Genomic DNA, 14,314 nt, shown 5'->3' on the forward strand with positions numbered 1-14,314 from the left:
ATGGATTATTTCAAAAAACTGTTAGACCTACTTAAAACTGAACGGGATGAAGACAGGGAAGCCTATTTAAAATTAGCACAATCAACCAGTATAACCGACCGAAGAGCAGCAGGTTTAGCGTGGTACCCTATTGCTATAACGGGTAGCGAGCCAAGTCGTGGAGATTATTTGAACGTTGAGGTTGAACGTAAATCTAATTTAGATGTTACGCACCAGTTAAGGTTTGGCAGTCCGGCTATTCTGTTTTCAAACCACGATCCAAAGAATGATCGCGTTGAGGGAGTTATCACCTACCAAAGTGGTGATCGCCTGAAAATAAACATCTTTACAGAGGAATTGCCAGACTGGTGCCGCGATGGCAAGTTGGGTATTGACCTGCTTTTTGATAACAACAGTTATGATGAAATGCAGGCAGCCCTTAAACGGGCCGATAAGTTACTGGATGATCCGAAAGATGGTAACCTGGTAAAAATACTAACGGGAGATAAGCGTCCGTCGTTTCTTCAAAACAATCAATATTTATCGTTACCGAGTTTAAATCAGTCACAGCAATCGGCAGTTGAAAAGATAGTTTCGGCACAGGAGCTGGCCATTGTTCATGGCCCTCCAGGCACGGGTAAAACAACAACTTTGGTTCAGGCAATTAAAACCTTAGTTACCAAATATAAAGAGCAGATTTTAGTAGTTGCCCCAAGTAATACAGCGGTTGATCTGCTCAGCGAGAAGCTATCATTAGCTGGTTTAAATGTATTAAGGATTGGTAACCCTGCCCGCGTATCGGATAAGTTGATGGACCTTACCCTTGATAGCCAGATGACCAGTCATGCTTATATGAAGGAAAGCAAAAAGCTGAAAAAGCAGGCTTCGGAGTATAAAAATATGGGGCATAAGTACAAACGAAGCTTTGGTAAAGCAGAACGCGACCAGCGAAAGGCATTGTTTGACGAAGCGCACAAGATCATGAAGGAAGTTGCCAAAACTGAGCAATTTATAATTGACGATTTGGTAGCCAAAGCGCAGGTAATAACGGCAACCTTTGTTGGCTCTGATCATTATACCATCAAAAATGTTAAGTTCCATACCATAATTATTGACGAAGCCGGGCAGGCACTTGAACCAGCCTGCTGGATCCCGATACTTAAAGCGCAAAAAGTAATTATGGCTGGCGATCATTGCCAGCTCTCTCCTACTGTTAAATCGGCTATAGCGGCGAGGAATGGCTTATCAACTACCTTGTTAGAAAAATGTGTGGCCCTGCATCCCGAAGCAGTAGTATTGCTTGATGAGCAATACCGGATGAATGAAGCTATTATGGGTTATTCATCGCAGGTATTTTATAACGGTGCCTTAAAGGCTCATGCTTCGGTAGCCAACCATTTATTATTTAATGGCGATCTGCCTCTAACGTTTATTGATACCGCAGGCTGTGGCTTTGAAGAAAAACAATCAGGAACCAGCGTAGCCAACCCTGAAGAAGCTGCTTTTTTACTGAACTATCTGGATAAAATAATCGCTGATTTTAAAGCCAATGCCGGGACTGAACCTTTCCCGACAATAGCAGTTATATCGCCTTACCGGGAACAGATCAGGATAATGAAAGAGCAATTGGCTAATTATCCGGCTTTAACTATATATAACGAATATATATCCATCAATACGATAGATAGTTTCCAGGGGCAGGAGCGCGATATGGTATTAATTAGCATGACGCGCAGTAATACGGATGGCGAAATTGGTTTTCTATCAGATATTCGAAGGATGAATGTGGCAATGACCCGGGCACGCAAAAAGTTAGTAATTGTTGGAGATAGTTCTACCCTATCAAGATTAGGTTTTTATGCTGATATGGTTTCCTATGCGCAGCAATTAAACAGTTACCAAAGCGCCTGGGAGCATATTAATTAAGTATGTATTAATGTTTTTCTGAATAAAGCAGAATCAGCGGTTTACCAGGTTTCAAAAAAATACATTTATATTTATCTAAATATAATTTGTGACCTGCTCATAAATGCCGAACTATAAACCAATTACTGCCCTTCTTATTTCGTTTTGCTTTAACATAGCTGGCTATTGCTATGCGCAGGCACCTGTAATTACTCCAAAGGGCAATCCGGTGATACTTCATTTAGATGCAAACGGTAATTATGCTGTTAGGGTAAATGACCTGGCCAACGTTATAAACAATACAGATTCTGCCACCCGCTACCGTGTAAACCCAAAAAGTTTTGATTGCAGCAACCGGGGAAACAACAAGGTTAAATTAACTGCTTTTACCAACGGATCAGCAAGCGTTTATACCCCTGATGCGGTTGGTGTAAAGGGCCCTTTAGGTATTGCCTTTGATATAGCCGGAAATTTATTTATAGCCGAAAATACCAGCTGCGTGATCCGTAAAATAACTCCACAGGGTGTGGTAAGTAATTATGCGGGGGCTGGTGTACCCGGATTTAAAGATGGCCCGGCAGCAACGGCCATGTTTGCCGCAATAATTGGGATAGCAGCCGATTCGTTAGGCAATGTTTATGTATGCGACAGTGGCAACAGCCGGATCAGGAAGATAGATATTAATGGTAATGTAACAACCCTTGCCGGAGATGGCTCACAAGGTAATAAAGATGGGCAGGGTCAGGCAGCCAGCTTTAATGCCCCATCGGGTATTGCATTTGATAAGCAGCAAAATTTATACGTTACAGATGAGTTTAATTTTAACATACGTAAAGTGACCCTATCGGGAAAGGTTACCACTTTTGCCGGCAGCGGTGTGTCGGGTTATTATGATGGCCCGGCGGCATCAGCCCAGTTCGGCAAATTAAAAGGCATCGCGATTGATTCAACAGGAAATGTTTTTGTATGCGATGAAGCCAATGTGGTAATCCGTAAAATAACACCCCAGGGCATAGTATCAACTTATGCAGGTGTTCCCAAAAATAACACCTATACCGATGGACCTAAAAACAGTGCTACATTTTTAGCGCCCTTATCAATTGTGCTTGATCAGGCGGGCAATTTATACGTGGGGGATATATTCATCGTCAGGAAGATTGGCACTGATGGCATTGTTTCAACACTTGCGGGCAGCGCAACCAATGGTTATGCCGACGGGCAAGGCAGCTCAGCAAAATTTAACTCCTTAGCAGGAATCGGGATAGACCTGTGCGGCAACATTTATGTATCCGACTATGAGAATCAACGGATCAGGAAAGTCACCTTGGGGGGCATGGTAAGTACTGTTGCAGGTAATGGTTTCCAGGTGGATATAAATGGAAATGTTGGCCCAAGCAGTTGTGTTAGTGCTATTGCCCAAATTCCGGTTGATGTTCAAAGCACGCCAACTATAACATCTGTTTTTAATGATATAACTGTTAGCAACTGTACAAATCTTGCAGACTATACCACTAAGGCAACCGCAACAGATAATTGCCCAAACAGCGTTATTAAGTTTACGCAATCGCCTGCACCGGGTACGGTATTGATCAATAATACACCTGTTAATGTCACTATTACCGCTACAGATACAACAGGTGGGTCTTCGAACTTATCATTCAACGTTACAGCTAAGGATGCCGGTAACGTACCACAAAGATCAGTTACCGTAACTGCCGATAATACCGTTATATGCCAGGGAACTCCCGTAAATTTTACGGCTAACGTGGTTAATGCTGATGCCGGGACAACCTATCAATGGATAGTAAACGATATGAATACCGGCCCTGATAATGCTTTATTTACCACAAGCAGTCTTAACAATGGCGATGTAGTAAATTGCATAGTAACCACAAGTGGCGGGTGCAGCGTACCAAATTCAGGCAGCCCGGTTACCATAACGGTAAATCCGGTGCCTGCAATTGATTTAAATGCTAATGAACAAATTTTGGCGGGAAGTAGTATTGTTTTAAAGCCTCAAATAACCGGCAATATTGCTACCTACAGCTGGACCCCTGCAACAGGATTAAGCGATGCAGCAATTGCCGATCCGGTTGCCAGTCCGGAGGTTACAACAACCTACCAGTTAAAGGTAATATCAACAGCCGGGTGTTTTGCTACGGCACCGGTTACTATAAATGTAGGGCAGCAAATTAATGTTCCAAATGTATTTACACCCAACGGCGATGGGATAAATGACCTTTGGAACATTAAATATCTAAGCAACTACCCTACCTGCTCGGTTAGTGTATTTAACAGGTATGGCTTACAGATCTTCCATTCTGTAGGTTACGGTAAACCATGGGCCGGCACCTACAATAACAAGAAACTACCCACCGGAACTTATTATTATATTATAGATTTAAAAGATGGTTCAAAACCATTAAGCGGTTCTGTAACCATCATTTATTAGCATTACCTACGTTCGTTATAAACCTCAAATTCTGCTATTGAAGGCTGGTGATCATAAGTTTCAATATGGATCCTGACCTTATCGCCCCAAACTGTTTTGAAGCGGTGTAGTTTTATCTTTTTAGCATTCTCCCCAGTAAATAAGGTAGTCCAAATTCCGTTATGGCAATAATCAAGACTGTAGGTTTTGATGTTGGCCTTTTCTTCGGCTATGGCAATGGTGTTGAATTCTTTATCCTTATCAAAATCAAGCTCATACCAGGGCTTTTTAACCGTTGGGTTTGATACCCACGATGAACCGAAATCATCATCATTGGCAAAATCCATAATTGCCGAATCGTCGCTCCAGCTGCCATTTGCAGGCACATGTTTAGCTATATTTGACGAAATTATAGGTGCATCAGAAACCGGTAATTTTGGTAAAGGGCCTTCATTATGCCAAAGCTCCCCTATTTTTTTCAGGGCCGCCAATGCATTGTCATCCATTAAGCCATCGCGGTTTGGCGCCACGTTCAATATAAAATTACAGTTTGATTTGTTTAGCGGGATAAGCGTTTCATTCACTAATTTTTCAGGGTCTTTTACAGGCGTTGTTGGGTGGCTTGTTTCCCAAAACCAGTTTTGCTGCAGCGGCAAACAGGCTAATGACGGTAAATGATCTTTATCATTTGCTATCCGCTGGCCTGCACCCATCTCGTAAGTTTTAATATCCGAATAGTACATACCCTCTTGTGGATATTTAGCGCCATTTAAGTCCATCAGCAAACAATTAGGCTGTAATGATTTTACTAAACGGTAGATCTCTTCGAAGGGCACATCATCATAGGTGATCCTTGACCAGGGTGCATCCCAGCCATCAATAATAAGGGCCTGTATATCACCGTACTTGGTCAGCAACTCTGTTAGCTGGGCCTTGATCATTTTTATATGGGCAGGCGTTATGCAATTTGGCCTTAATTTATGATGCGTATCAAGTATTGAATAATAAAGAAACACCTTTAAACCATTTGCCCTGAAAGCATCCGTATACTCTTTAACCACATCCCGTTTTAAGGGGCTGTTCATAACGTTATAATCCGTTGTTTTGGTATCCCATATACAAAAACCACTGTGGTGCTTGGTAGTGATACAACCATAACTCATATTTGCGGATTTGGCTGCCTTGGCCCATTGATCGCAATTTAGCTTTGTAGGATTAAACAAGGATGCAGGCGCTTCCGGATCAGGCCAGTCCTGATTCACGTAGGTTGCGATATTAAAGTGAATAAACATCCCAAAACGCAGGTCAACAAATTCCTGCTGCAATTGCGCAAGCTCTTTAACCGGCTTATTGTTAACAACCTGTGCTTTTAGCAAAACAGGTAAAATGCAGGTACACAAAAGCAGTACTGCTTTAATTTTATTTATTAATATCATTATTGTTTTAGTTGGGATATAGGTCTTTTATATAGATTGATTAGTTATTATTATAACCCCATATCGGTGGTTTCTCAGCGGGTTTAATTCCCCAGGTTTTATTAGGTTTTGCACCCATTGTAAACTCAAGCGTACCGCCGTTCATTATATCGTTTTGGGTGATATAGGTTTTGTTATATGCCTTGCCATTTAATTTTACAGCCTGGATATAGCAATTTACTTTACTGCCATTTGTTACTGCTACATTAAATGTTTTACCGTTTGCTAAAGTAATAGCAGCCTGTTTTAAAACCGGCGAACCGATCGCGTAGATACCATTGGCCGGGTTTACCGGGTAAAAGCCCATCGAACTAAAAATATACCACGACGCCATTTGCCCGCAATCTTCATTTCCTGAATAGCCTGATGATGAATTATTATAAAGCTCATTTAAAACTTTGGATACATAGAATTGCGTTTTCCAGGGCTGGCCTGCATAATCATACAGGTAAGTTATGTGATGACTTGGCTCATTACCATGTGCATACTGGCCAATAAAACCTGATGCATTGCCATTCACATCACCGGGTTTATTTTCGAGCGTAAAGAATTGATCCAGTTTATCTGTAAATGCTTTTTCGCCGCCGGTAAGTTCAATTAGCCCGGGTACGTTTTGCGGCACATACCAAAAGTACTGCCAGGCATTAGCCTCGGTATATGGGTTGCCGCCATTACCCCCATACTCAAGCGGGTTAAAGGGTGCAAGCCACTTACCATCAGATTTTTTTCCCTGGAAAAACCCTGTTTGAGCGTTGTACAGGTTTTTATAATAAGCAGATCTTTTGATAAAATGATCATAATCGTCAGTTTTACCTAAGTGTTTTGCCAGCATAGCAACGCACCAGTCGTCGTAAGCTGTTTCGAGTGTTACTGATACGGATTGCGACTCTACATTCTCTGGGATATACTGAAACTTTTCCCATGCCTTAAATGGCGAGCCGGGATGATCGGTAAGTGATGATCCTTTTACGGCCGCGTATGCTTTCTCCACGTCAATTCCCGGAATGCTTTTTAATATGGCATCGGTTATTACAGGGATAGCATGATTACCTATCATACAGTAATTCTCTTCGCCCCAAAGCTGCCAAATGGGTAAGTAGCCATAAGTATCATACTGCCTCAACATGCTATTGATAAACCCGGCGGTTCTTTCCGGCTGGATCAGGGTATACAGCGGATGTGCTGCCCGGTAAGTATCCCATAAAGAAAAAGTTGAATAATGCGTTTTATCCGGTGCATTTTGAATAGTGAAATTAGTTGCCTGGTAGTCGCCGTTTACATCAGCTATATTATTAGGCTGCGTAAAAGCATGATAAAGGCCGGTATAAAATATCTGCTTTTGTTCAAGCGTACCTTCTACCTTTATTTTAGACAGTTCTTTTTCCCATTGATCAGCGCTTTGACGACTCGTTTGTTCAAAATCCCAGCCCGGTAATTCGGTCTGCATATTTAACCTGGCATTTTCAAGGCTCACTGCCGAAAGTGCAACCTTTACAGTAACTTGTTCTTTATCGGCAGTATTGAAATTTAAAGCAGCTTTTAAAGCAGTACCATTTAATACCGAAACATCCGGATAACGTTTACTACCATCGGCCAATACTTCGGTTACAAACGGTTTTGAAAACTCTGCATGGAAATAAACTTTTCTTAAACTGGCCCAGCCTGTTATAATGCGGTAACCTTCAATCGTATTTTTATTTACCACCTTAATTTCGGCAGCTATTATTTTACATTGCCAGTAACCTCGTTTTTTATCAAGCGAATGATCAAGGTCTATCACAATATGCGACTGATCACTCTTGGTAAACGTATACCTGTGCATCCCCACATGCGGGGTCGAAGTTAATTCGGCATTAATGCCGTAATCCTGCAGCATAACCTGGTAATATCCAGGCCATGCTGTTTCCTGCTTATGCGAAAAGGCCGAACGGTAACCGCTGCCCTTAACACTATCTCTACCGGGGTTAAGTTTTAGTTCGCCATTGGTTGGCATTAATAAAACATCACACAGATCGGCAACGCCCGTACCACTTAAATGCGTATGGCTAAAGCCTACAATGGTTTTATCGTTATAATCATAGCCTGAACCCGGGTCGTCAGGAGCATCGCGGGTATCAGGGCTTAATTGTATCAGCGCGAATGGTGTAGTTGCCCCCGGAAAGTTACTTCCAGAAAGGCTGTTTTTATCAACCGCACCGGTACCAATAAAAGGATTAACATATTGTACGTACCCCTTTGATGGCCTAACCTGCGCCATTGAAGATAATACGGTTAAAAAAAGAATAGGAGTTATTAAATATTTCATAAAGCCTGTTTTTACAGGTGTAATATTAGTTACTTATGGCTGGATAAAGGGCATACAAAATTTGCTTATTAGTTACGCTTTGTTTATCAGGCAATTGATGTTGTTAATTAAACAATAATCGTATTTAACTGATAGCCGGATTGCTGGCATAAGCTGCCCACAATTCATCAACCGTTTTTCCGGTTAGCTCTTTCCATGTATCATTGTTATAAGTATGCGAACGCAAGCTGCTGTCAAGATCTTTAACTACGCCTGATTTTACTTTCTCTTCCATCCACACAAAAAAACGGGCGGTAATACGGTAGCTGTTGGTATAATTCTGGGTTGTCTTGTATTCGGGCATTGACCATTTGGCACCGGCATTATCTACACCAAATTTATACCGTGCATAATCTGCTATGCCTTCTGTTAACCAAACCGGGCCTGCACTGTAGCCGTATTCCTGCACTATATGCATAACCTCGTGGGTAACCACATCAATATCTGTTGGCGTGCGCAGCATCCATTCCGGGTTAAAATGTACCGTATCGCCTGCCGTAGCTGCTACACCCTGGTACTCCGGATCTATCATAAAAGTAACCCTATGGATAGATTTCTTATTAAATACCTTTGCTTCTGCCGGATACACTTTAAAAAAAGCTTCTATCATGCGTTGTTTTACCAATGCACCTTGTTTTGCAAACTGGGCATCATTATCAATAAAAATAAGTGTATAGCTGTTTCTGGCAACAGAATCCGTTTCGGAAAAAGAGTTAGACATATTTTTATAGCTCCTGATACGTGCCGAACTATGATTACCGGCAGATATAAACAGAATTGCAAATACCAAAACAATTGAAAGTTTCATGTTGATTATATTAAAGTAAGTGGGTTAAATGATTAATCAGGACATAAAAAGAGGAGCCGCTTTTGCAGCCCCTCTTTTTATAATTAACTATTACCAACCGGTATTTTGAACCAGTTGTTTATCACTATTTATATCATTTTGTGGTATTGGATAGAAATAGCTCTTTTTGGTGAATACCCTGTTTTCAAAAGCAACCACTTTGTAAAAATCGGGCAGATCGGCACTGATGTTAAGGCCGTATGTTGGGCCTGCTTCAGTTTGCTCGCCTATTTTCCAGCGGCGCACATCAAAGAAACGGTTGTTCTCAAATGCAAGCTCCACCTGGCGCTCCTGTCGTATGGCAAGGCGCATGGCATCCTGCCCTGCCGGAGCAGGCAAACCTGTACTGCCGTATTCAGGTATCCCGGCCCTGTTTCTTATCAGGTTAATGTATTTTAAAACATCCGGATCACCTGGTGTCGACTCATTTAATGCTTCGGCATAGTTAAGGTAAACCTCGGCTAAACGCATCATTACCCATGATCTTCCGCCCTGGCGCCAATCGCCTATCGGCTCATTTTTACGTACCACGTAGCCAGTTGGGCAATAGTCATTACCCCCTGTGTTTCTGCCGGAGTTACCTGTATTAAACAGCTCAGTGATAACATCTCCGCTATTGGTGTTTAGCCATTCGCTGCCGTTATAGGTAATATCCACATAAAAACGTGGCTCCCTGTTTACCCATTGGTTATAGGTGCTTCTTGATGCATCATCATAAGGTGCCTGAAAATTTGAAAATCCGCTTGTCTGGTAACCTGATGCCGGATCAGTTATTGTACGTCCATTGGCCATAAAGAAAGCGTCAACCATACCTTGCGTAGCACCTAAGCCACCGCTTCCCCTGTCTTCATCAGCAGCTCCCTGGTGATAAGGCGTGGTTTCATACTGCCTGTTGGTAACACCTGCACCAATATTGGCATAAATAATTTCCTTATTCCAGTCAACCAGCATCACATCACGGCATGAAAGATATGCGTTAAACTTACCGCTGGCATCGTTCTCTCTATACAGATCATATACGTTTGGCGAAAACTCAGCAATAAAAGCTTTACAGGCATCAGAGGCCAGCTTCCATTTATTGGCATCATATTGCTGATTGATCAGGTTTTTACCATCCAGGTTTTTAAGCGAACTGTAATCTGTATTACCATTATAAAGCGGGCTGGCGGCATAAACCAAAAGTTCAGATTTTATAGCCAATGCAAAACCCTTGCTAAACCTGCCATAGTTATTTGTATTTGCAGGCACTGCCGGCAAATCTTTAGCGGCCAGGTCAAGTTCAGCTGTTACATAGCTTACACAATCGTCATAAGGGCTGCGCGCAAGCTGCACATCATTAAATGAAGCATCGGGTGCAATGGTTTTATCACCCAATAAAACTACCGGGCCGTAAATGCGCATCAGGTAAAAATAAAACAATCCTCTTAATGCACGTGCTTCGGCCTTGTACTGGGCCTTTAGCTGCGGGGTAAGATCCGGAACCTTGTCTATATTATCCATAAAGATGCCGGCATTACGTATGCCCTGGTAAAATGTAGTCCAAAAGCCGCTGGTAATTGAGCTTGAAGCATCATAAGTACCATTGTTTATATTTTGGCTGGTTACAAAACCCCAGTCATATTCGGCCTCATCACTTCCGCCGGTCCACTGCCCAATATTGTTACCGCCTGCAAACCGCTGGCTTGCCTCGTCGGGAATATTGGAATATACGTTGGCTAAAAATTCAAGCGCAGTGTTATGGTTTGCAAAAGTTTGGGTAAGCGTAAGTCTGTCATCAGGAACCTGATCTAAAAAGCCCTTTTTACATGAATAGTTCATACTCAGCAATAAAAGCATAACAGACATTAGTGTAATTTTTTTCATATCTGATCTTTAATTTAAGTCTGTTTAATTAATTAAACTGTGCACTAAGGCCCAGAGATAATGTTTTAACATTTGGATATGTTGTACCGTTGCCTGTGTTTAACTCCGGATCCCAAAGTTTAAACTTGCTAAAGGTTAACAGGTTATAACCTTGCAGGTAAACCCTTGCGGCCCTAACCCCAATTTTAGTAAACAGGGCTTTAGGGAATGTATAACCTATATCCATTGTTTTTAACCTGATAAAGCTTACATCTTTTATCCAGAATGAGCTTGTTTGCGTGTTGTTTGAATTTGCAGCATCGCCATACGCTAAGCGTGGGTAAAAGGCATTAGGATTTGGGTTATCAGGTGTCCAGCGGTCTGTAATATTTGAAAATGCATTGCTGATACCTCCGTTTGTAGCAAATGGCTGAATAGCGTTTCCTGAAATATACCGATCAGCCCTGCCTGTTCCCTGAAAGAAGGCACCAATACTAAAGTTTTTATATTGTGTATTAAAACCAAAACCATAAACTAACGAAGGCACGTCGCCATTACTTATTTTAGTTTGATCGTATGCATTGATAACACCATCGCCATTTAAGTCTTTATACTTAATATCACCGGGTTTAACAATACTTTTATCGCCGGGTACTGCGCTGGCATCAATTTCGGCCTGGGTTTTAAAAAAACCTTCGGCTACATAACCATACTGCGCCAATACAGGGTTACCACGCTGGTTCATCCAGGGATATGGCGGAGTCGGCTGGTCATTTTCAATCACTTTGTTTTTGCTGTAAGTAACATTTGCCCTTACGGTTAAAGCAACCTTACCAATGTTCATATTATCCTGCAGGGAGGCATCAAAACCCCGGTTATCAACTATACCCAGGTTACCATAAGGGTTATTGGTTAAGCCTACAAAGCTTGGTACAGCGGCCCTTGGCAATAATATATTGGTACGATGTTCCTGAAACAAATCGAATGTAATAGCCAACTGATCTTTTAACGTCCGGATATCCAAACCTAAATCCTGTTTGTGTGATTTAGCCCAGGTTACATTCACTGCATAATTGGTAATGTTAATACCATTGGTATAGGAGCGGTTACTACCAAAAGTATATCCGTTAGCTCCATCGGTTAAAAAAGTAAGGTAGTTGAATCTCGGTCCGCCATCATCAGCACCGGCATAACCATTGCTGTACCTGATTTTGAACATGGAAAATGCATTTTTTAAAGGCTCAAAAAACTTTTCTTCAGACATTAACCATCCTACGCCAAAGGCCGGGAAAAACCCATAGCGGTTGTTTGGCGAAAAGTTCTCAGATCCGTTATATCCTGCATTAAATTCGGCAAAGTACCTATCGTTGTACGAATAGGTTGCCCTTGCTGCCAAACCCCTTTCGCGGTGAGGAATTGATGATGAGAAATCGGTAGCCGGGTATATCGTTTCGTCCTGCTGATTAAACAATAGCAATGCACCTACATGGTGTTTACTAAAGCTATGGTCGTAATTTAAAGAAGTTTCGGTATAGGTTTTAAAATACGGATCGGCGCTTCCATTGTTAACATTTGATTCGGCATAATTAAGATAAGTACTTGTTCCGGTATAGGTTTTTTCCAGGTTAAGTGAACCATCCAGGTTACGCGGATTGGTTGCATCAGGGAAATAAGTATCCTCGCGCTTGGTCCGGGTTATCTGATGCTGGGTATTGATATCATAGGAGAACATGGTTGAAAAGCTTAAACCCGGCAGCCAGAATTTTAAATCCTGTGTAAAACGAATATTAGAGTTTAACTGGCTTGAATATTGGGTTTGATAACCACGGGTAGTTAGATCGGCATAAGGATTACGCTGATCGCCATTGGGATTGGTTCCCGGTACAAGGCCTCCCGGATACATGATAGGGAAAGCTGTTGGCGCAACGATCATTGCCTGTGTAAAAATATCACTTGCTGAAATAGCCGGATAATTTCCTTTGGCTACATAACCACTTACACCAATATCCAATTTTGAAGTTGATGTAATATCGAGGTTAAGGTTACTTGTAAAATTATAACGGCCATAATCAATCCCGGCATTGTATTGCGAAAGCTGGTCTGTTTTTAAAAGCCCGGTCTCGTCATAATAACTTGCCGATACATAATATCTTGCGCTTGGCACACCACCGCTTACGTTTAAGTTAGCCCTTCTGTTATGGCTGTATTTATTAAATACGGCATCAATCCAGTTTACATTGGGGTACAGTAAAGGATCAACTTTATTTTGCGTGTTTTGTATGTAGAAGTTTGAATACTTAGCAGGCTGGCCACGGGTGGTCAACGCCTCGTTAACCATATTCATAAAGGTAACACCATCAGCCATTTGCGGCACACGGGTAAAGGAGTTTATCCCCTCATAAATATCTGCGTTGATTTTTGGTTTACCCGCTACACCACGTTTTGTTTGAATGATGATTACACCATTAGCACCGCGTACACCGTAAACAGCTGTTGCCGATGCATCTTTTAAGATGGTAAATGACTGTATATCTTCGGGTTCAATATTATTGATCGACCGCTCAACTCCATCAACCAAAATAAGTGGTGTGCTGTTACCAAAAGAAGCTATACCACGGATCCAGATATTGGCACCGTTGCTTCCCGGCTCGCCAGAACGCTGAACAGCGATGATACCAGAGATCTGCCCGGCCAACAGCGTTGTAACATCTGATACGGGTTGCTTTAAATCGGTAATGTTAATAGATGATTGCGCACCTACCAAACTAACCTTCTTTTGCGTACCGTAGGCAACAACAGCTACTTCCTTCAGTTCGTTTTCTGTAGTGGGCTCCAGTTGCACATCAAGGGTTTTATTGCTGCCTGCAACCACTTCTTTAGTGGTATAACCTACAAAACTAAATACTAAAGTTTCAGCATCATTATTTACCTGGATCTGGTATTTCCCATCTATATCAGTAATGCCGCCTCTGTCGGTACCTTTTATTTTTACAGATACACCAGGTAAGCCAATTCCTTTTTCATCAATTACTTTACCGGTTAAAATACGCTGTGCAGGTTTCTGTAGTATTTCTTTTTTGTCTTCGGTTTTTATCAGCACTTCGTCGTCCATCACCTCAAATGCATAGGGTGTGTTGGTAAGTAATGTTTTAAGCAGCTCCCCTAATTCTTTATTATTAGCTGATGCTGAAACCTTTACCTTACTGTTGGCAATAGTACCGTTATAAGTAAATTTTACGCCCGAAGCAAGTGCAATATCATCAAGTGCAGCACTGATTAATGTATTTTTAAAGCTTACAGTAACATGTTTTTTCAAAATGTCCTGCCCCTTTACTATACCTGCAGCCAAAGCAAGGCCCGTGCTCAGAAAAAATGTTATTATGAAAGTACTGATTTTCATAAAAAGGATAAGTTTGCGTCCCCATTTGTGAGGAACATTATTTTTCATATATTCACTTCTGTAAGAATGTTAAAAATTGGCGCATACTTCT

7 protein-coding genes are annotated in these 14,314 nt (G+C 41.7%); 2 read left to right on the top strand and 5 right to left on the bottom strand.

All coding sequences use genetic code 11. The features are described from left to right. Positions 1-1,905 (top strand): AAA domain-containing protein, encoded by a 1,905-nt coding sequence (locus ACQY4U_RS21555; RefSeq protein ID WP_428331532.1) that lies wholly within the window; start codon positions 1-3, stop codon positions 1,903-1,905. A gap of 103 nt (positions 1,906-2,008) precedes the next feature. Then, positions 2,009-4,336, top strand: a complete 2,328-nt coding sequence (locus ACQY4U_RS21560) for a gliding motility-associated C-terminal domain-containing protein (RefSeq protein ID WP_428331533.1) — start codon at positions 2,009-2,011, stop codon at positions 4,334-4,336. A gap of 2 nt (positions 4,337-4,338) precedes the next feature. On the opposite strand, the gene ACQY4U_RS21565 is transcribed toward ACQY4U_RS21560, so the two are convergent. From ACQY4U_RS21565 to ACQY4U_RS21585, 5 genes are all read right to left on the bottom strand, one after another. Continuing rightward, the gene (locus ACQY4U_RS21565; protein ID WP_428331534.1) at positions 4,339-5,751 is read right to left on the bottom strand and encodes an alpha-L-fucosidase; all 1,413 of its coding nucleotides are present in this window, start codon (positions 5,749-5,751) and stop codon (positions 4,339-4,341) included. A 40-nt stretch (positions 5,752-5,791) separates the two neighbouring features. After that, complete coding sequence (locus ACQY4U_RS21570; protein WP_428331535.1) at positions 5,792-8,095, bottom strand: GH92 family glycosyl hydrolase; 2,304 nt, start codon at positions 8,093-8,095, stop codon at positions 5,792-5,794. A 124-nt stretch (positions 8,096-8,219) separates the two neighbouring features. Then, the gene (locus ACQY4U_RS21575) at positions 8,220-8,942 is read right to left on the bottom strand and encodes a basic secretory protein-like protein (RefSeq protein ID WP_428331536.1); all 723 of its coding nucleotides are present in this window, start codon (positions 8,940-8,942) and stop codon (positions 8,220-8,222) included. A 90-nt stretch (positions 8,943-9,032) separates the two neighbouring features. Continuing rightward, positions 9,033-10,844 (bottom strand): RagB/SusD family nutrient uptake outer membrane protein, encoded by a 1,812-nt coding sequence (locus tag ACQY4U_RS21580; protein WP_428331537.1) that lies wholly within the window; start codon positions 10,842-10,844, stop codon positions 9,033-9,035. Positions 10,845-10,872: 28 nt separating this feature from the next. Continuing rightward, the gene (locus ACQY4U_RS21585) at positions 10,873-14,223 is read right to left on the bottom strand and encodes a SusC/RagA family TonB-linked outer membrane protein (RefSeq protein ID WP_428331538.1); all 3,351 of its coding nucleotides are present in this window, start codon (positions 14,221-14,223) and stop codon (positions 10,873-10,875) included. Between the last annotated feature and the right edge of the window lie 91 nt (positions 14,224-14,314).

The organism is Mucilaginibacter sp., assembly GCF_965277465.1.
Taxonomy (GTDB): Bacteria; Bacteroidota; Bacteroidia; order Sphingobacteriales; family Sphingobacteriaceae; genus Mucilaginibacter.

Bases quoted from the DNA above. Each gene is read 5' to 3' on its own strand.
- ACQY4U_RS21570 (WP_428331535.1), bottom strand. From the start codon at position 8,095: ATGAAATATTTAATAACTCCTATTCTTTTTTTAACCGTATTATCTTCA.
- ACQY4U_RS21560 (WP_428331533.1), top strand. From the start codon at position 2,009: ATGCCGAACTATAAACCAATTACTGCCCTTCTTATTTCGTTTTGCTTT.
- ACQY4U_RS21555 (WP_428331532.1), top strand. From the start codon at position 1: ATGGATTATTTCAAAAAACTGTTAGACCTACTTAAAACTGAACGGGAT.
- ACQY4U_RS21580 (WP_428331537.1), bottom strand. From the start codon at position 10,844: ATGAAAAAAATTACACTAATGTCTGTTATGCTTTTATTGCTGAGTATG.
- ACQY4U_RS21585 (WP_428331538.1), bottom strand. From the start codon at position 14,223: ATGAAAATCAGTACTTTCATAATAACATTTTTTCTGAGCACGGGCCTT.
- ACQY4U_RS21575 (WP_428331536.1), bottom strand. From the start codon at position 8,942: ATGAAACTTTCAATTGTTTTGGTATTTGCAATTCTGTTTATATCTGCC.
- ACQY4U_RS21565 (WP_428331534.1), bottom strand. From the start codon at position 5,751: ATGATATTAATAAATAAAATTAAAGCAGTACTGCTTTTGTGTACCTGC.